This is a genomic window from Paenibacillus sp. R14(2021) (genome assembly GCF_019431355.1).
GTDB lineage: Bacteria > Bacillota > Bacilli > Paenibacillales > Paenibacillaceae > Paenibacillus_Z.
Map to the genome: position 1 here is coordinate 1,351,669 of NZ_CP080269.1, position 19,705 is coordinate 1,371,373.

At 49.8% G+C, this 19,705-nt stretch carries 17 protein-coding genes, 1 pseudogene and 1 riboswitch; of the genes and pseudogenes, 2 read left to right on the forward strand and 16 right to left on the reverse strand.

Annotation, left to right across the window (positions count from 1 at the left end; all coding sequences use genetic code 11):
* Positions 1-15: 15 nt before the first annotated feature.
* The gene (locus tag KXU80_RS06545) at positions 16-531 is read right to left on the reverse strand and encodes a methylated-DNA--[protein]-cysteine S-methyltransferase (RefSeq protein ID WP_219837437.1); all 516 of its coding nucleotides are present in this window, start codon (positions 529-531) and stop codon (positions 16-18) included.
* Entirely contained in the window at positions 524-1,093 is a 570-nt protein-coding gene (locus tag KXU80_RS06550; RefSeq protein WP_219837438.1) for a bifunctional transcriptional activator/DNA repair enzyme AdaA, read from the reverse strand. The genes KXU80_RS06545 and KXU80_RS06550 overlap by 8 nt, the downstream gene beginning before the upstream one ends.
* Before the next feature lie 163 nt (positions 1,094-1,256).
* On the opposite strand from KXU80_RS06550, the gene KXU80_RS06555 reads away from it, so the two are divergent.
* Entirely contained in the window at positions 1,257-2,153 is an 897-nt protein-coding gene (locus tag KXU80_RS06555) for a DNA-3-methyladenine glycosylase family protein (RefSeq protein ID WP_219837439.1), read from the forward strand.
* A gap of 60 nt (positions 2,154-2,213) precedes the next feature.
* Here the strand turns inward: KXU80_RS06555 and KXU80_RS06560 are convergent, their stop codons facing one another.
* On the reverse strand, positions 2,214-2,453 hold the full coding sequence (locus tag KXU80_RS06560) for a cold-inducible protein YdjO-related protein (RefSeq protein WP_219837440.1): 240 nt from the start codon (positions 2,451-2,453) through the stop codon (positions 2,214-2,216).
* 82 nt (positions 2,454-2,535) lie between these two features.
* A riboswitch (guanidine-I (ykkC/yxkD leader) is annotated at positions 2,536-2,645 on the forward strand.
* A 162-nt stretch (positions 2,646-2,807) separates the two neighbouring features.
* Here KXU80_RS06560 and KXU80_RS06565 point away from each other — a divergent pair.
* A complete protein-coding gene (locus tag KXU80_RS06565) occupies positions 2,808-4,151 on the forward strand; it encodes an APC family permease (RefSeq protein ID WP_219837441.1) in 1,344 nt (447 codons plus the stop codon).
* Positions 4,152-4,317: 166 nt separating this feature from the next.
* Here KXU80_RS06565 and KXU80_RS06570 read toward each other — a convergent pair whose 3' ends face one another.
* From KXU80_RS06570 to odhB, 13 genes and pseudogenes are all read right to left on the reverse strand, one after another.
* Complete coding sequence (locus tag KXU80_RS06570) at positions 4,318-4,836, reverse strand: glutathione peroxidase (protein WP_219837442.1); 519 nt, start codon at positions 4,834-4,836, stop codon at positions 4,318-4,320.
* A 113-nt stretch (positions 4,837-4,949) separates the two neighbouring features.
* Positions 4,950-5,858 carry a hypothetical protein gene (locus KXU80_RS06575; RefSeq protein ID WP_219837443.1) on the reverse strand — a complete coding sequence of 303 codons (909 nt, stop codon included), beginning with the start codon at positions 5,856-5,858 and terminating at the stop codon, positions 4,950-4,952.
* Between the two features lie 93 nt (positions 5,859-5,951).
* The gene (locus tag KXU80_RS06580; RefSeq protein ID WP_219837444.1) at positions 5,952-6,155 is read right to left on the reverse strand and encodes a hypothetical protein; all 204 of its coding nucleotides are present in this window, start codon (positions 6,153-6,155) and stop codon (positions 5,952-5,954) included.
* A 1,373-nt stretch (positions 6,156-7,528) separates the two neighbouring features.
* Positions 7,529-8,584, reverse strand: a complete 1,056-nt coding sequence (locus tag KXU80_RS06585) for an IS110 family RNA-guided transposase (RefSeq protein WP_258171295.1) — start codon at positions 8,582-8,584, stop codon at positions 7,529-7,531.
* Between the two features lie 269 nt (positions 8,585-8,853).
* Positions 8,854-9,588, reverse strand: coding sequence for an alpha/beta fold hydrolase (locus KXU80_RS06590; RefSeq protein ID WP_258171296.1), 735 nt, complete (start codon positions 9,586-9,588; stop codon positions 8,854-8,856).
* A gap of 524 nt (positions 9,589-10,112) precedes the next feature.
* Positions 10,113-11,570 (reverse strand): annotated as a pseudogene (locus tag KXU80_RS06595) (IS5 family transposase).
* Between the two features lie 368 nt (positions 11,571-11,938).
* Entirely contained in the window at positions 11,939-12,379 is a 441-nt protein-coding gene (locus KXU80_RS06600) for a hypothetical protein (RefSeq protein ID WP_219837445.1), read from the reverse strand.
* Positions 12,380-12,658: 279 nt separating this feature from the next.
* On the reverse strand, positions 12,659-12,856 hold the full coding sequence (locus KXU80_RS06605; RefSeq protein WP_219837446.1) for a helix-turn-helix domain-containing protein: 198 nt from the start codon (positions 12,854-12,856) through the stop codon (positions 12,659-12,661).
* 141 nt (positions 12,857-12,997) lie between these two features.
* A complete protein-coding gene (locus tag KXU80_RS06610; protein ID WP_219837447.1) occupies positions 12,998-13,900 on the reverse strand; it encodes an alpha/beta fold hydrolase in 903 nt (300 codons plus the stop codon).
* A gap of 205 nt (positions 13,901-14,105) precedes the next feature.
* Positions 14,106-15,644, reverse strand: a complete 1,539-nt coding sequence (locus KXU80_RS06615; RefSeq protein ID WP_219837448.1) for an alpha/beta fold hydrolase — start codon at positions 15,642-15,644, stop codon at positions 14,106-14,108.
* 367 nt (positions 15,645-16,011) lie between these two features.
* Positions 16,012-16,296, reverse strand: coding sequence for a MarR family winged helix-turn-helix transcriptional regulator (locus tag KXU80_RS06620; RefSeq protein WP_258171297.1), 285 nt, complete (start codon positions 16,294-16,296; stop codon positions 16,012-16,014).
* A 655-nt stretch (positions 16,297-16,951) separates the two neighbouring features.
* Positions 16,952-18,280, reverse strand: coding sequence for a deoxyguanosinetriphosphate triphosphohydrolase family protein (locus KXU80_RS06625; RefSeq protein WP_219837450.1), 1,329 nt, complete (start codon positions 18,278-18,280; stop codon positions 16,952-16,954).
* Between the two features lie 156 nt (positions 18,281-18,436).
* Positions 18,437-19,702, reverse strand: coding sequence for a 2-oxoglutarate dehydrogenase complex dihydrolipoyllysine-residue succinyltransferase (gene odhB / locus KXU80_RS06630; protein WP_219837451.1), 1,266 nt, complete (start codon positions 19,700-19,702; stop codon positions 18,437-18,439).
* Positions 19,703-19,705: the final 3 nt, after the last annotated feature.

Here is a 19,705-nt window from a genome sequence, read left to right on the forward strand (position 1 = left end):
CAAAGAAATAGAGAATCATCGCGTTACTTGAAGCGAGCCTTCCAGCGCGAGCAGGCTCGCTTTCGCTTCCATGCCGCCCCGGTAGCCGGTCATGCTGCCGTTCTTGCCAATGATGCGGTGACAGGGAACGACGATCAGCACGGGATTGGCACCGATTGCCATCCCTACGGCGCGAACCGCCTTCTCCTTGCCAAGCTGCTCCGCGATCGCGGAGTACGAGCTGGTCTCACCGTGCGGAACACGCAGTAACGCCTGCCAAACCGACTGCTGAAACGAGGTGCCTCTTAAATCCAGCGGCACGTTAAACGTCTGCAAACGGCCATCCAGATATGCGCGGAGCTCGGCTGCATAGCGTTCCATGACGGCGTCGTTGCGCATGAGCTCCGCTTTGGGAAGCTGCTTGGCCTGCCAATGGCCAAGCTCCTCGAACGGCGCGTTCGGCGATCCGACGTAGCACAGTCCCTCGTCCGTCGCCGCTAGGTATAAGCGCCAGCCGCCTTCTTCAACCAATGTCCAATACAGCCTATTCATGGGGTCCCTCCGCTCTCTGATTGTTATGTGCCAATCGATATTGTGTCGGCGTACAGCCCTCCGCCCTCTGAAATACGGTCGCAAAATGCGCCGGGCTCGGGAGCCCGACTTGCTCGCCGATTTCGCCGATCGTCCGCACGGAGGAACGGAGAAGCTGCTTGGCCGCTTCAATCCGCGTCAACAGCAAGTAAGCCGCCGGGGTTACGCCGCATATTCGCTTAAACGTACGGTGCATATGAAACGGGCTGACATGCTGCTGCTCGGCAAGCATGCTCAGCGTTATTTTATCCGCGTAATGGGTCCGTATCGCCTTAGCGATGGATGCTGCCCATTCTTCGTCCGGCTGGCGAAGTCCGTCCGGTCTGCAGCGCTTGCAAGGCCTTAATCCGTCCGTAAGCGCTTCGGCAGTAGATGCATACGCATGGACATGCTCCCGCTTCGGCGTTCGGGACTTGCAGGAGGGTCTGCAGAATATCCCCGTCGTTCGAACGCCGTAATAGAACTGTCCGTCATAAGCGGCATCGCACTCCACGATAGCCGTCCATTCCTGATCCGTCAACACGAAGCCTCACCTCCAAGCCAAAGTATAACCGCTTTGAAGGCGATTTGTAAGGCATGCGAGATGGAAGAGCAAGATTACGAAAGTCTAATCCTGCGAATATATGGTACAACTAGTAGTAAGAACGGTGCATACCGTCATTCGACGAGGAGGATGGCCAGATCTTATGTCAACGACCTTTACATTAAATACCCCGAATGCCTTTACATTCGAATATATACTGGACTATTTGGCGCGTTCCGACAAGGAATGCCTGTTTCGCGTTGCCGACGGGACCGTCACGAAGCTGATTATGATAGGCGATTCCGCAGTGTTGACCGAGGTTTCCTCCGGTCCGGACGGTTTATTGCATGTCCGGCTGCCGGCAGTGACGGTACCGATTGATGACCCCCTTGTTCTAGCCGTAACCGCATATATCCGGGAATGGCTGGATATGGATAGAGACTTGGCGCCGTTTCTTGCCCTTGCGGAACAGGATGTGATTTTGTCTCGAGCCGTATCGCAATTGCATGGACTTCGACTTGTGGGCATCCCGGATCTGTTTGAGGCGCTGTGCTGGGGAATTATGGGGCAGCAGATCAATTTGACGTTCGCGTATTCGCTCAAGCGGCAGTTTGTCGAGCAGTTCGGCACCTCGCAGGAATGGGGGGGCCACCGTTACTGGCTGTTTCCAACGCCGGAACGAATCGCTGCGGCCGCGCCTTCAGAGCTGACCGCGCTGCAGTTCACCGGCCGCAAAGCCGAGTATGCCATCGGCGTCGCGAAGCTGATGGCGGAAGGCGCGCTGTCTAGACAGCAGCTGCTCGCGATCGGAGACTGGCCATCCATAGAGAAGGCGCTCACCGCCATCCGCGGCATCGGACCTTGGACCGCCAACTATGTGCTCATGCGCTGCCTGCGTATGCCAGCCGCCTTCCCCCTCGAAGACGTCGGCCTGCACAACGCGCTGAAGCTCGTGTTGAACCGCAGCGAGAAACCGTCCATCGCGGAGATCAAGCAGCTGTCCGCGCCGTGGGGCGAATGGAAAGCCTATGCCGTCTTCTATCTGTGGCGGCTCATGTAACAAATAAGAAAAGCCGCCATGACGGCGGCTTAAGAACAGGCGATAACCTGGGCAATCTCTTTAAATATCGAATTCCGATTTAGGCTTGCGCGGCTGACGTTTGATTTTGTTCTGAACCTTCGGCAGATGCCTCATGCTGCGATGCATGGGGCCTTTGCAGATTGGGCAGCTTTGCTCGCTTTCGGCAAATTCCTCGCGAACCCACGCTTTGCACTCCGGATTTTTACACTTCCATATTTTTGTGGCGATAAGCTTCGGTTTTTCTTCTTCTGTCGTAGACAATGTAAGCATCCTTTCCATTACAACACGCTAAATCAGTGTTAACAAAGTTTTTATTTGACGATTAAGCTGTTTGTGTTATATTATCTAACAAATAAAACAAATAATCGTTTTCTAGGGTTCCGTGGTGACAGCTTATCTGACCATCAGTCTGGACCGAGAGAAAACGCACGGCAGCCGCTGTGTTCACGGAGGGATAAAAGCCCGGGAGGATATCAACGCGATATCTCCTGTGCTTTTTTTATTTACAGGAATGCGTCGAGAATCGACCGCTACCCCCTTTTCTTCCAGCAGATGATACGGAAGGCGCTGCCCAGCAATGGACCGCTGCCCGTTACACCTTGTTACAGTCCAATATCGAAGGGATTGCTGCACATGAAAAAGCAAGTAAAGCTCCAACAGACGTTGACCTTGGTTCAGGTCGTGTTTCTGGGACTCGCCTGGATGACGCCGATGATTTATTTCTCCATTTACGGAATTGCCTATGCATCCTCGTCAGGGATGCTGACACAAGCGTATCTGCTTGCCTTTATTGCGATCCTATTTACCGCCTGCAGCTATGGAATGATGTCTGTCGCCCATCCGACCTCGGGTTCTGCCTATACGTATGTAAAAAAATCTGTCCACCCCTATCTCGGCTTTCTCGTCGGCTGGGCTCTGCTGCTTGATTATTTGTTTTCCCCCATCATTGCCTGCTTAACGTTCGGCATCTACATGCACGCACAATTTCCACTTATTCCCGCTTATGCATGGATCGTCGGCATCAATCTCGTCATAACGCTCGTCAATATCAAAGGCGCTTCCTTCTCGGCAAATTTGAGCAAATGGTTTGTCCTTCTTCAAATGTGCTTCATTGCGCTCTTTTGTATACTTCTGATCCGAAATTTATCGTCGTTCAGCCATCCCTTGGCACCGTTCATGCAAACGGATATCCCGTTACCCGCGATCCTATCCGGCGTATCCGTCATCTGCTTCTCATTCCTCGGGTTCGACTCCATCACCACGATGGCGGAGGAAACCAAGGATGCGAAACGGAACATCCCTCGTGCGATCGGCTTTATTATTATAATCGCCAGCATCCTATATGTCACACCGTCTTACCTCACTCAACTTGCATTCCCGAAGGCCATCTCCTTCATGGACGTGGATGCAGCCGGACTTGAAATCGTGAAAATGGTCGGCGGCGCCGCTCTCGGCTCTATCTTCATCATCGTTCTTCTATTTGCCATCTTCACGCAGGGCATCTCCTCCGTTGCCAGCGCATCGAGGCTGATGTACGTCATGGGCCGCGAGCGCATACTGCCCGAGCGGTACTTCGCCTTCGTGCATCCGAAGCTCAAGACGCCTGTCGTCAATATTCTGATCGTTGCCATCGTCTCGATGCTGGCCCTCGTGATCCATCTGGATATGGCAATTAAATTCGTCAATTTCGGCGCATTAACTGCGTTCTTCTTCGTCAATCTCTCCGTTATCAGCCACTACTATGTAAAGGAACGCAGACGCTCGGCTTCTGGAACGCTGCTCTATCTCCTTCTTCCGGGCTTAGGCGCCGGTATTATCGGCTGGCTGTTTCTGCTGCTCAGCAAAGACGCATTGCTCATGGGCCTGCTGTGGCTCGTATTCGGCATCGCCTTCAACCTGCGCAATATGTCATTCGCCAAACCATGGTCGGGACGAAATAAACTGACGCTGTCCAAAATGAAATCCTCCGAGCGATAAGAAGCTGCCCTGACGACCGGCCCATGCCGAAAGCTGAGCCAAAGCGCGCAGCTGAATCCGGCAAAATAAACAATGGGGCGTCCCCGAGCTTCAACAGCTCGGGGACGCCCCATTGTGGCTATCTATCGATGCATGATCCGCTGTCGTAAGGCGACAGCAGGAAAGCTTAGTCGTTGACCGTATTCGGAGCCGCGCCAAGACCGCCCGTTGTAATGAGGCTGCGCAGATCCGGTTCGATATCGGCAGGCTCGGTCCTTGCCGAGTATTGCTTCACGACATGTCCTTCCTTATCGACCAGGAATTTCACGAAGTTCCATTCGATTTCACCGGTGCGATAGGGAGCCGGAACCTCTTCAAGCAAATACTTGAACAGCGGGTGCGCGTTCTCGCCTTTGACATCAATTTTCGCGAACATCGGGAAGGTGACCGCATAATTCAATTCGCAGAAGCTTGCGATTTCTTCGTTGCTTCCCTGCTCTTGACTGCCGAACTGGTTGCAAGGGAAGCCAAGTACCACAACGCCTTCGCTCTGATAGGTTTCAAAAATATGCTGCAGCCCTTTGTAATGAGGCGTCAGGCCGCAGGCGCTAGCCGTATTGACTATCAACAGCGTTTTCCCTTTATAAGCTGCCAGCGTGGTATCTTCACCGCTGATCGTCGTCACCTCGAAATCATAAATACCCACGGATCTTCCCTCCCAAAATTATTGCATTTAATTAAATTGTATAAAATCATTATAGACCATATGCACAGGGACAGGCAACTTTTCCCTGCGCACTTCCGGGGCAGGCTTCCTTTCTACCGGCTCAATACATGCTGCAGCTGATCAGCGAGGTCCTCACCATGTTCCCAAACGAGGGGACGAAGCCCCTCAGGGCGGCTGCCCGTCGCAGAAGTATGGCAAGTCCAGATGACGGGAATATCGCTGCCAAGCGCGTAACCGGCATGCAGCCACAACTCCGCTTCCGGCGTCGTGACGTCCGCAATGATGAGCTTGCATTTCGCTAGCCGCTGCAGCACTGATTCTATAGGCTTGCCAAGAGAGGCTTCACCGTCCCCGTCCTCCAGCAGCTTAGGCGCATATCCGAGCTGAATCAATCTGGGGAATACCGTTTCCATCCACGCTTGGACCGTTTCATCCGAGCCGCCTGGCAGCATGACGAAGCAAGGCTTGAACGTCTTGCCGCTAGAGCTCACTGCAGCCTCCAGCCAGCCTTTCTCCGTCAGCCGGAACGTCGAGCCGATTCGCTCGATGAAGCCATCTTCCTTCAGCTTCTCCGCAATATAGACAAGCTCCTGCAAATTCATCGAGTACGTCAAGTTATAGCTTTGCGAGAACTGATTAATCACGACGGGCTCCATCGGCCCGCCGGCATGGCGATGCAAGTAACGCAGCAGCCGCTGGCCCTTCTCTTCCGTTGTCAGCGGAATGAGCGGGGATTTCAGAATACTATCGCGTTCCTCGTACGAGATGACGACCGTCTCCTCGCAATCGCATTGTTCTCGGATATACGCAGAAATAATCGGGAATTCGTTCCGTTTCTCGGAGTAAGAAAGCAGCCGGAACGGTTCATAGCTTCCATCGGCAAGGCCGTAAGAGCCGCTTGGCGAGCAGAGGCAATTCATATACCATTCGCTGCTGCCTTTATGTTTCACCTGTACTAACGCATCGCAGAACAGGCATCGCTTCGTTTCCAATACTTCCATGAGTGTCATCCTCCCTTATAATTGAAGGATTCGAAGCTGCCGCTCCCTTATAGGGTGCAGCGGGCATTAAGCTTTTCTCATGATTGATGTACCCTATTTTGCGCGCTTTGAAGCGGTCCAAATCCTGCCATCCCAAGATGCCTCGTCACCAGCCTTGAGCTTCGGCGACATTTTCTCCTTCATGACGCGAAGCACGCGCCCGTTTACCGCGATATACATCCCTTGCTCGTCAATGGAAGTGACGACTCCCATTCGCCGAACCGCGCACTTGCTTCCGGTTGCTTCTAAGTTGTTCATGCTCGTGCATCTCCTTTGTCAAAAAAAACGACCGGGCGCCAATGCCCGAATCGCCCCTTCCTGCTCGAATCTTAATCTCGTTCGTAAATGGAGCCGGAGCGGCTCCCATGTAATACATAATAGTATACATTTCGAGCCTAAATAGCTGCGACTTTTTAGGCTCAATTTTGACGTTCGTCAATATTAGTGCGCGTTATATCATATTATACTATTATACTCTTCTGTTGACCTCATCGCTGCCAGCGATAGAGATCATTTCTCTTGATATGTGTTATAGTCGGTTAAAACCTTATGAATTGGATATTATAAACCATTGTCCGTTGAAAAAGGTGAATTTAGCTGATTGATGCTGGTGTTATACATCGAATTTACATCAAAATTGCCATCAAGGATTGATCACGAGAACTACAACTTCTTTATAACTTAAATGACTTTACCAATTTGGCTCTGGTAATGTGCATAAGTGGTAAAGTCATTAACAGCAAAAAACAGCTTCAATTATTGGAAAAACGTATTACTCCTTATCCTTACCTTTTATCAACTCTGACATATATCTTCCGCCATACCACGGTCCCGCTACCTTTCTAGTGGTTGATGCCGTCCACTGCGACGCAGATGCTCCATTACGAACATCTGCGTCGCTCGACGAATTATCCGTGTACCTGCCCCATCTGATTCAGGAGTCGCTGAGGATGAAGTGCTCACCAATGGAGGTGCTGGCAAACTTCTCGTGCATCAAGCGGGCGAGGAGTAGCACCGAACTTCGTGGCCGGTGGTTCACCACTAGGTGCTGGGCTTTCCCGGCGTCGTTGCGGGTAACCATGACGACAACGCCAGTGGGCTTGCCGCTGATCGAAGTGGTGTAGTCCTCGAGGAAGCCTTTGTCGCCGTAATTGTCGGCGAAGTTGAATTCCTGATACTCATATAACGTACGGAAGGTTTTTTTCGTTCCTTATCCGACATATTTTACCTCCACCTTAAATTTATACTTATTTTGTCATGAATCTGGGACAATTATGCAATTTTATTCTTATACTCTTCCAACATAACCTTGCGACTTGGTCTTACCCGCGAATTCCGGTGGAGATCCACTATAGCTTGTACCGCGGCCACTTTCTCCCTCTCTTGTCCAATTCGAACTTACCTGCCTTAAGCAAGAATTTATCTCATAACGCAAAAAACCAGCTAATACCTGTCAAGCATTATATGTTGGTTGAACCTTGTTCTGTTGGTATACTTCATTTTAGGTACAACAAATAAACATTCATTAGAGAGAAGGTTTATGGGTAAATATGGTTAAGCCTTGTTGGCGCAAGCGATCACGACCACCTTGTACGGCTTGCCATCTTTCCTTTTCTTGTCGTAATACTCTTTTATCCTGCCATTCGCACTTCGCCGAAGACCGCATTGTACGGTAAATACAAGGCTCGCCTTAAGCTCTTAGATCCCTTTTTCGTTATTTTGTTACTAGTTGCTGTAAACTTTCCTGAGCTGAATATTGCAGTATCCAACCCCGCATAGGCTACAAGCTGCTTGGGGTCTTTAAATTGCTTTGCATCTCCTACCTCCGCAACGATGACAGCAGCCAGCTTGTCCCCAATGCCCGGAATACTCTTTACCAGCCCTACTTCAGGAAGCTCGCTCGCAATTTGCTGCATGAGCTCTTCGAGATCTGTTATCTGCTTCAAAAATGCGAGCAGCAACGCGATCATTCCTTCCAGCGCTTTGGATTGTGAGTGGCTTTTGGGCTGCCTATGCCAATGCTCCAGTAGTTGTTGCAGTTTTTCCATTTTCTCGGCTACCCATTGTTTTGAACGGGCTCTACCGGTCACTTCTCCAAACACTTCATCGATTCCTTGGATGTTACCTTCCAAGCATCGTTGCAGTATGAGCAAAGAGGTGACCGAAAATAGATCCCGAAACAGTTGCGTGTACGTCGGGAATACCTGATCAAGCAATGCTCGTGAATTTAACTTGGCCTGCACAAACATTCCTGTGATGAACTCATGCTGCCTGGTTACGTGCTGAAGCTCCGTGTACGCTTCTTCCCACGTCCAATGGGGTTTTACATCCCCGCGGTAATACATTTCAGCCAGATGCCAGGCATCGGCGGCATCGGACTTTACCTTTCGAAGCTGCGTGGCTCTCGCTCGCTTTGAAAGTAATGGATTAATAATGACATGTTTCCACCCTTGGTGCTTCAAATGCGAAACAAGTCCCCGATGATAGTGTCCTGTTGCTTCAAGTACAACGACTAGTTCCATCCCTGTATCCATGCGCAACTCCGATAACACACGATCTATTCGTAAAAAACCATGATTATTGTACGTGATGATCTCTAGTTTCCCATACGCATCATTTCGCCTCAAAAAGGCTTGAATAACACTACTGCCTTTTGAAACGTCGTCAATGCCTACTACCGGTTCCATAACATCCTCCTAAGCAAATTGCCGGCACTCCCACGATGGTTCCAAACCCATAGTTCGCTTGTTATGCGAGGTCATTGCTTCTACCAGCTCAATCATGGTCATTGGGGACAGTGGGAGAACAGTTTTGCTTTCGGGGTCAATGCCCCTAAAAGCCGCACGTTCTCCCCGCTACCGCCATCATAGAATGCCTAAAAAAATAGGCCAACCAGTATATTCGGGTTACCTAATAATACGAAAAAGCTGCAATTTACGCGGCTATGAGCTGACAGTTAACGAAAAAACTCCTCAAACTGTTTAATGGTCTCTTGAGGTTTCTCCTCTGCAATCCAGTGTCCGCATTTCTCGAATATCACCATTTTCACATCAGTTGCGTATTGGCTTAAAAAAGGCTCAAGCCCAAACTTAGTACCGCCAATACCGAGAACTGGCATGGACAGCTTTCCATACGATTTGAGATCTTCAATATCTTGCCTGTATGCTTTATACCAACCGTTACTTGCACGAATTGCCTCAGGGCTTTCATATTTCGCATTATAGATCGCTTTATCTCTTTTGGTCATGGAAGCTTTGCCATAAAGTTGATAATCAAAGATCCAACTGTGAAGTATATCCGCTTGTTTTCCCTGCAGCAATTGCTCTGGCAAATAAGGTATAGTATTCACAGCAAACCACCACGGGAACCAAGAACGATCAGGATTACTCAAATCATAAACGCCTGGAGGCGGAAGAATAGGGATTTTCAGGAATCGGTCATTGGGATGTGGAACATCCAACATGGCTAGTTTTTTTGTAGCTTGAGGATAATTGACTGCATAAGCGTAAGCAACCATTGACCCTATATCATGTCCTACGATGTTAACTTGCTTTAAGTCAAGTTTTTGAACCAAGGCATAAATATCTGCAGCCATTGTCTTCTTATCATAACCTGATTCAGGCTTGCTAGAACTTCCCATTCCACGATAATCAATTGAAAAAACATGAAACTGTTTTGCTAGGTCAGGCATAATTTTGTGATACGAATACCATGTTTGCGGCCAACCGGGAAGAAGTAACAGCGCTTCGCCTTTACCGCCTTCAACATAGTGAATCTTGATTCCATTAACCTGTTTGTAACGATTGTTGAACCCTGGAAGTTCTTTGACTAGCTCCTTATCAGTAATTGCTTTGTTGTCAACTTTTGGTTCGATAGAACGCTGTGAATCCGAAACCGTTTACAACTTTAGATCAGAATCCGTTGAAATTGAGCTTGAATCCATTCCATTCTGATTTTGCCGATTATTGTTTTCTGCACAACCTGAAAGAAGCAGCGACATGATCAGCGTAATTGCCATTAATTCGAACACACTCGATTTTCTTCTGAACAAAAATATCCCTCCTCTTTACATTTTAGCAAAGACAGCACTAGTCATTGTTTGTTGCCAGAACAACAATCCCAATATGCCTATAGCTTCATTTTACCTTTCGTAGTATTTCGCACTTTCAAGCCGATTACTCCGACCGTTTCCATAAGTAGGGCTTGCTAAACAAATCAATTTGATTGCAAAAGCCTCACATTCAAGCACAGCCGAAACGCTTGTAGCCATGCGAGAGACGAAAAAAAGAAAAGTCGTAGTCTTCGCTCCAGATTCATCACGAGGAACTGTAGGCTGATGACGGTCTCGCTCGTCGCCTGAAGGCGTGCTCGAACACGACCAAGCCCATAGCAACGCTTGCCCTCGCCGAACTTGCCTTCAATTGCGTTACGCTCCGATGCATCGAGCTTGGAGAGACGCTTAGCTTCATCTTGATTAGCAGATGGTCGCCAAAGCTGCTGTCGGCTGAGGCGGATGCCCAAACCCTTGCAATAGCGCAGGTTTTCGCGGTTACGGCAGATCTGATCGGCAAGCACCGCTTCGGGGTAGAAGCCAAAGCGTTTGTAGTAGGCTTCCACCGAGGCTTTCAGCGTGAGACCTTCATAGAAATTATCCCAGTCCAGTTTCTCTTCAAACGCAAAACCGTTCACCAAGCCGATGGCGACTTTAGCGCCAAACTCTACACTAGCCTTTGCCTTGCCACGTACGATGGGACGAACGTGCGGTTGCGAGATGCTGACGATCCGATCCGGGACGCTGTGCGAGCGTTCATCGAACATCTGACGTTGCTGGCGGTACAGCTCCTGAATGACCAACAGTTTTTTGTACAGGCTCCTGGGCAGCGCAGATAGCGTACCGGTTCCAGCTAAAGCGGCGACCGATCTTAAGTTGCGCGCAACGAACCGCAGTTGCTTTTCGATCGCCTTGCGCATCGTACTGGGCTTTACGCGCCGCTGCTTGGACACGGCAAGGTACGCTTTTCTTGCTTTTTGCCGTTAGGTGCGCGGTTTTTCCATCTTTCCACGGTGCGGCTCGTGAAGCAGGTCGATGATGATTTCCAACTTTTCTCGCGCGTCATTCAGCAGCGACAGGTCGGTAGGGTAAGCCATGTCTGCGGGTGCACAGGTGGCGTCAAGGAGCAGCTTTCCTTGATGAATAGTCGCTTCGGCGCTTTGATTCGTGAGATTCCCGTTTGTGCCCTCTGCAGCGCAGCCGCCGCTCGAATCGTTGACTTCTTCGAGGGCTATCCATTCATTGACTTCTTGAATGACGTCGCTGCCAAGTCGTTTGCGGAAGTGAGTCATGAGTGACGCCTGAAAAGGGCGTCGGTTCTGATAACCCGGCAGCCCCAGGAAGTACTGCAGATACGGGTTCTCCAGAATCTGCTGAATTGTCTCACGATCATCAATCCCGAGCCGCTCTTGTATGATAAGCGCTCCGAGCGCGACACGGACGGGTACCACTTTTTGACCCTTTTGGCTTCTTTTGAAGGACTTGGCGTACTTCTCCTCGACCTTCGCCTATGGGATCATCGCGGCGAGAAGCACCCAGCGGTTATCTTCGCTTAATTTTCCGCCAAACGGCAGGAAAAAATCTCCTGGCATGATGAGTTGGCCATCACTTCGTTGATACATGATTTCGTCCTCCAGATGCACGGTATTTACCGGACTGTCTACCGGTTTCCTTGCATCTTATTTCGAAAAAATATGGTCAAACCCTTGTTATTCCTAGGTTTTTCATTCATTCAGCAAGCCCTAAGTATGCGTATTTTACAAATCAATAAACAAAAACGTCAATTAGCCCCACCTAATATTAAGATGAGGGCTGCGCTTTGATACACGAATAAACACACGAATTCCCGAGTCATTTTCACTCATCATTCAGATCGCTTAGCTTTGTACAATTCTACATTTCAACGATTTATCCGCCCGTCATAGGTAACAGTGTGAAAACTTGGACGTCATGCTGAAGTTGGATACTGGCGGTTGTTGGTACGTCCGTTTCAAGACTCGCTAGCGAGGAAGTGATCGCCAATTGCGGTTCCGGCGAACTTCTCGCCCATCAAGCGGGAGAAGAGCAACAACGAGCTGCGTGGCCGGTGGTTCACCACAATGTGCTGGGCCTTCCCCTCTTTGTTGTTGAAAACTGTGACAACAACGCCGACGGGCTCACCGCGAACCTGAGTTGTATAGTCCTCGAGAAAGCCGTTGTCGCCGTATTTGTCGGCAAAGTGGAACTCCTGATACTCATACAGCGAGCGGGCAGTGACCACGATTGAACGAACTTCATCTGCGCCCTGAGCGGCGCCGACCATCGCAGCGCCCTCAAGTGTGACGTCGTCGGCTAGGTTGTCTAACCATGCCGGGTAGTAGTGTTTTCGGAGATTGGGATCGCCGATCCCCAAATATTGAGCATTTTTTTCATTTCGTCTTTTTTCCGACATATTGATTCCTCCTATTGATTTATCCTTACTTTGTCGTCAAATAATTGCTTATTTATATTTTCGGGAATGCCAAGCGAAATTTTATGTTTCTGTGGCTTAGATTCTTCGTGCTTCGGCAGCATTTCCAGAATGATCAAGGAACTAAGTAGCAAAGCAAGCAAGAACCAAAAAGGTAAACTAAGTGGTTGAACATGCAGTTAAATGGTGTCTAACAATTGGAGGTGCAGTTCATCGTCGGCTGCCTTATGTTTTGGAGTAGCATTATCGTTCCCAATTAGCTCAAACGTAATCGCGTTCGTCCTCGATGATGGCCTTCAGTATTCCAGCCATCCCTCCAAATTTGACGTAGATTGTTCGGACGGCAACGTGGGCCTCACGTGCAATCATTTCAAGACTGACCTTTCCGTAGCCTCTTTCCGCGAATAGCGCCGCCGCCAAATGAAGTAGCAGATGGCGTCGCCCCTCGCGATCTGCCATGCATGGCCGGCCCGCTTTCACATGGCCGGCCAGTGGCGGACGTCCGCTCTCGGGACTGTTGGCAGGGCTCTCATTTCGAAACGGCGCAATCGGCGTAAGCCTGTGGCGGAAAGTCCGCGCGTGCTGCGAGCTTGGCCAGCATCAGCCGTCGATTTCGGCTCGAAGCTCATCTGCGGTCTGCTTTGGTGCCTGCAGATGCGGATAATGGCCGAGACCAGGGAGAATCGTAAGCTTTAAATTATTACGCTCAGCGAACTCGACGCCCATTTCCTTCTTGACGTAGCTATCCTGTTCGCCCCACACGACTTTCACGGGCACTTTGAGCTTCGACATATTGGCTTCAAAATAGTCCTGGTCGCGGGTGAAGTGAGAGTAGTAGTGATAGAACGCGTCGGCCGCAGTGATATCGCCGTCCCACCCTTTCGCTATATCGTCCCTGAACTCCTGGGGCAACGTGTAGCGCTCTTCTGTCGGATTGTCGCGGAAGAACGTGTTTGCCAGGATTTCATCTCGGGTCTGGTTCATCGCAGCACGCACGACATCGGACGAGGGCTTAGATTTCAGAGCCGCCAGGTTTTCCCACATGTACTGCGGCCGGTTGAATGGCGCAAAATCTCCGACGATGATCTTCCTCGCGATTTGTGGCTGTTCCAGGGCGGCCAGCAACGCCGGCAACCCCCCGATATCGGTCGCGTAAATCACCAGCTTCGAGCTGTCGATACCGGAAGCGCGGATATATTGTTCCAGCACCTGGGCATAGTCTTTCGGTGCGTAGGAAAAGCGATCGGCGCTCGGACGTGAGGATTGTCCGTAACCGGGCCAGTCAAACGCATGAACCTCATAATCGCTGGACAGAGATTCGGCAATCGGCTTCCACGAATACATCGACTCTGGGAAGCCGTGTAGGAACAACACCGTAGCCTTCGGTTGGGCAGGACGATAGACCATATGACGAAGCTTGATATCCGAATTGACCTGCAACTCGCCAATCTCCATCTTTGGCGACGGTGTTGAGTCCAGTTTTGCTGTAAAGTTAGTGTTCATTGTGTTGTTCCCATCCTTCTAGTTAATGTACTTAAATATGATATCCTGTCTTCTCCTGAATATTCCTAAGAGCTACCTCTATCTCGATGTTGATAATCTGTTACCACAAGGCGGCGAGTTTGGCTGGCACCCGTACATGTCCAGTCGACTTGGATTATTCCGACTCATTAATGAACATGCACTTATACAATTCAAAGTTGTGTTATTATTGGAAAAACTCGATAAACAATTTAATCGTTTCTTGCGGATTCTCCTCTGCGATCCAGTGTCCGGTTTTTTCTAAATTCACCACTTTAAAGTCAGTTGCATTTTCACGTAAAAATGGATCAAGCCCGAACTTTGCACCGCCTATACCTAGAACCGGCACTGACAGCTTATTATACGTTTTCAGGTCGTCAATATCTTTCCTGTACGTTTTATACCAACCGTTACTTGCGCGAATCTCCTCAGGGCTGTCATAGCTCGCGTTATAAATCGCCTTGTCCTCTGCGGTCATGGAAGCTTTGTTATAGAGCTGATAATCGAAGATCCAATTGTGAACGATATCCGCTTGTTTTCCTTGCAGCAATTGCTCAGGCAATCCTGGAATGGAATTTAGTGCAAACCACCACGGGAACCAAGCACGATCAGGATTACTCAAATCGTACGCGCTAGGAGCCGACAAGAGCGGGATTTTCAGAAATCGATCGTTAGGATGAGGAACATCCAACATAGCAAGTTTTTTCGTAGCTTCAGGATATTGAGCTGCATAAGCGTAAGCAACCATGGACCCGATATCATGGCCTGCAACGTTAACTTTTTCATAGCCGAGTTCTTTGACCAATGAATGAATATCCGCAGCCAGGGTTTTCTTATCATAGCCGGATTCAGGCTTGTCAGAACTGCCCATTCCACGATAGTCAATGGAATAAACATGGTAATGCTTCGCTAGTTCCGGCATAACTTTGTGGAACGAATACCAGGTTTGCGGCCAACCAGGAAGAAGAAATAACGGTTCGCCCTTACCACCCTCTACGTAATGAAGTTTGACGCCATTTACCTTTTTATATCTGTTTTGGAAACCAGGGAGTCTTTTGACAAGTTCTTCATCAGAAAAAGCATTTTTTGCAGCCAAGTTTGAGGCACCGTAAGCACCTTCTACGATGTTAGCGCGGGAAGCAATTTGGGCTCCATTAGTACCTTCCGACAGTAATTTCAGATCTACTGCTTGAGAAATAACTTCTTTGTACCAAGGAGTACCGGTTGTATCAACTTTCTTACCTAGGCCGGCAACCAACAGTTTAGCCAATTGACCTAACGTTACGTTTCCGCCAGGAACAAAAGCATTGTCCGTTACACCAGTGATCAAGCCGGCTTTCTTAGCAGCCTCGATGTAAGGGATTGCCCATCCGTTTGATTTGTCACTACCTTTAACGTCATTGAAGCTGGAAGTCGTAACTGTCATGTCAACTTTGATGTTGTAAATCAGTGTCAGGACTTTTGCGGCTTGAGCGCGAGTCATGTTTTGACTGATTCCGAAGTAATCCTTAGATACGCCGTTAAACACGCCTGCTTCCAGCAAAGCATCGATTTTCAATTTCAGAGCTGCATCTACGTTAGCCAAATCTTTGAAATTAGCAGACGTTTTGGATGCTGAAACAGTTGCAGAAGTAGTTGTTGTTGCTGCGTTTGCTGCCACCTCTATCGATGAGAACATCGAAACAGCCATCGCTACGGAAGTGATCACTTTTAAACTCTTCTTCATTACTATTTTCCTCCTCGAATGTGTTTACGTTGTTTAATTTTTTTAAGATCAATAACCGTCGTTCCAGCTTAATAAGATCTTTTTGTTTATAAATCTCCTAGGATAAACTCAGCGATTTGGTTCAGAATGTCGATTTGCAGCCTGTGACCGGCCGGCAAAACATTCACGGTCGATGCGATACTCTGTGAAGGTTGTGCTCCTAGTGGGTATCCCATCCTTTTTAGTTAGTGTGATTGCACTTAGTCTCATATGCCCGTATTTGACGAGACAAGTGAAACTTCTTCTATCTTTTAGCGAATCGACGATGATGACGAGTACCATCAAGATTCTTGCCGTCACCGTCGAAAATTTGCAGACCAGCAATTCATCAGGTATGAAAGCTAATGCCAACAACATCATCCAGCATATTCCTCATTGACGCTGCATGTTCAATGCCGAAGAGCTTTTCGAATTCAGCCTGAGCAAAATCCCATCCGGATCTTCCCAGCTCAACTCTTTTGATCCCTTCATCTGTGATGGATACGATTCTGGCGCGCCGATCGGTTTCGCTGACCTGAATACGTACTAATCCATCCCGCTCCAACGGCCGTAGATTGTGTCCAATCGTTGCTCGATCTATTGTCATAAGCTCAGCGAGTTCGATCATCATCATCGGCCCTTCAGTTCTAAGATAGCCTAAGATGGAATATTGAGTAGCTCGTAACCCTGAGCCCGACACAGACAAACAGACATCATAGAATCGCGACATGTGACGTGCTGCGCGTCTCATCTTCGTACAATTGCAGAAGTCTATATGCGAGACCATTATTTTTTCACCTCCATGACCCTGATTGCGTTGGTCTTGCTAAATCAATAATAGTCTTATATGCCCGTAAATGCAATTGGTAATAATTTGGATTCAAACCCTGCCATGGCACACTTACCAAGGGATGCAATCAGCCGATGTTTGGGCAGCATCACATAGAATATTTGGTGCTTAACCATATTAATGACATCATATCGGATCCGATACTTACGGACGAAGCCGGCAAGGAACAGAAAATTCAGGAAGGAAAAAGAATAAAGGAGATCGATCGTTTAAACCGCGAATTAACCTCTACGGGCGAGCGGAAATAGAAATGGCAGTTTATGTTCGTCAACGATTTAATGAGCGCTGACGACCTGCGAGAACGGTTAAACGAAGAAAACGAGAAAGAGACCATTATAATGCAGGCCCTTTCCCGTTTAGGTGAAACGAAGGAAGATCAAGAAAAGCCTAAAGGCGTAAAGAACCGATTCTTTGACGCATCAGTCGAAGTCGTATACTGTTAATCTCTTTCATACAATGAACCCCATTTTGAACTATATGCGCTGGCGAAAAATTCCGCATAGACCTTCTCGGCATAAGCGTCCGTCATACCCGCGATATAGTCGGCCACCATTCGTTCCCACGGCCATTTGCTCCGCTGCCGCTCGTAGCTCTCCAGCCAATCCGGCGGAATGATCAACCGCCCGGTGTCCTGCACCTTAAAGCTGTCCCATAGACGCTTGATCATGATTTCACTTCGTTTATGAAGTCGCTGCACGCGAAAATCCTTGATCAGCGTCACCCAGGCCAGCTTCTTCAATATTTCCATCGTCCGCAGCAGCTCCAAATCCTGCACGCCGTCGCGAATGAACGTTACGCGTTTCCAGCCCGTTGCGGGATCGTCGATGATGCCGACGCCGCTCACGAATTTACGCACCCAGCGCGCTTTCATCTCCCGGCGCGTGCGCGAAGGCTCGCGGCCGCATTCCACGTAGATGCTCTCCCACTGCTGCAAATAGTGATGAAGCGCCTGCTTCACCATCTGTTTCATGTCGACCTGTTCCCAGTGCATGACGGCATTGCCCGAATCTTCGATAATTTCCTGCATCACGTTGGCGACAAGCCGGTCATCCTCGAACAGGTTCGGGTTCATTTGGATTTTGCCGGCGCGAATGCCGTCCTCGATATCATGCGTGGAGTATGCGATATCGTCGCATAGATCCATCAGCTGCGCTTCCAGGGTGGCACAGCCCTCTGGCATGCCCCACGCTTGGCGGAGCGAGCTGATGCCCTCCCATTCCATGCCGTAGACGCCCTTCAGCCTGCCAGGGTCGTCCAGGCAATACGGATATTTATTGATGGCGAGCAGCACGGCAGCGCTAAGATCAAGACCGCTGTCGCTGCCTGCTCGTTTCTCCAGAAACATCAGGATGCGGAAGTTTTGCGCATTGCCCTCGTATTTCAGCCCACATTCTTTCATAAGCAGCTCGTTCAGCACCTCTTCGCCCTTATGGCCGAATGGCGGATGGCCCAAATCATGAGCCAGGGAAGCACATTCCACGACCTCCGGATCCATCATGAGTCCCGGATGCTCCTTCTTTGCTAGAAATGAATCCTGCTTGCGAAGCTTGCGCGCCACTTCGCGGGCTATTTGCGAAACCTCCAGCGAATGCGTCAATCGCGTGCGGTAATAATCGCCGGAGCCTGCGCCAAAAACCTGTGATTTCCCCTGCAGCCGCCGAAAAGCCGGCGACTGGATCAATCTGGCATAGTCCTTCTCATACTCGTCCCGATCATCGCTGGAGTGGATGTTTTCGAAATCAAACAATCGCATTTTACGTACGTTCATCCTCATCCACCTCTGTTTTTTCTCACTTTTCTTTATTTTATGTAGAAGAAGCGGCAATAGCAAATACAAAAACCTCACCTGCTGACGCCGAGGGACAGATGTCCTGACGCCAACAAGTGAGGTTTCGGTCAAATGGTTTCGGACTCCGCTAGGCGACTAACCTTCCAGCAGCAGTGATTCCGGATCTTCAAGCAGCGCTTTTACGGTTACGAGGAAGCGGACAGCTTCGGCTCCGTCTACGATCCGGTGATCGTAGGAAAGCGCGATGTACATCATCGGACGGTTCTCCATCCGAGTGTCGTCGATTGCAACCGGGCGCACTTGAATTTTGTGCATGCCCAGAATACCGACTTGCGGTGCATTCAGAATCGGCGTGGACAGCAGCGAACCGAAGACGCCGCCGTTCGTAATCGTGAACGTACCGCCGGCAAGATCATTCAAGCCGAGCGTGTTCGCGCGCGCTTTGCCAGCCAAATCGATGATTTGCTTCTCGATTTGAGCAAAGCTCAGACGGTCTGCATCGCGTACGACAGGTACGACGAGACCTTCCTTAGCGGAAACCGCGATACCGATATCGTAGTATTGCTTCACGAGAATTTCTTCGCCTTGGATTTCGGCGTTTAGCAGCGGGTAAGCCTTCAGCGCGCCGATAACGGCTTTCGTGAAGAAGGACATGAACCCGAGATTCACTTCGTGCTTTTCAGCGAAAGCTTGCTTGCGGCGTTTTCTCACGTCGAGAATCGCCGTCATGTCGACTTCGTTGAACGTTGTCAGCATGGCAGCATTATGCTGCGCTTCAACCAGGCGTTTAGCGATCGTGATGCGGCGGCGCGACATTTTGCGGCGTTCCGTCGGTTTGCCGGGTTCAGCTGCCGGAGCGGACGGCGCAGCAGCCTGCGGTGCAGGAGCCGGTGCTGCCGCTGCAGGAGCTGTCGTACCATGCGCAGCGATATCTTCTTGACGGATACGGCCAAGCGGATCATTGGCTTGCACCTGCGTCAGATCAATGCCAAGCTCTCTTGCAAGTTTACGTGCAGCCGGCGTTGCGGACGGAATGGATGCCGTGTCTGCAACAGGAGCCGATACAGCCGCAGGTACTGCTGCTGGTACAGCCGCAGGTACTGCAGGCTTCTGCTCTTCAACAACTGGAGCTGCTGCCGGTGCCGCCGCAGGAGCGCTTGCCGCAGCTGCGCCGCCGATGACGCCGATCGTTTCGCCTACAGCAACAGTGTCGCCCTCGGCACGCAGAAGCTGGCTGACGACGCCAGCTTGCTCTGCACTGATTTCAATATTGACTTTATCCGTCTCAAGCTCAGCCAGCACGTCGCCGACATTCACGCTGTCGCCTGCTTTAACATGCCATTTAGAAATTGTGCCTTCTACAATCGATTCGCCCATCTCGGGTACTTTAATGTCGTTCATTGC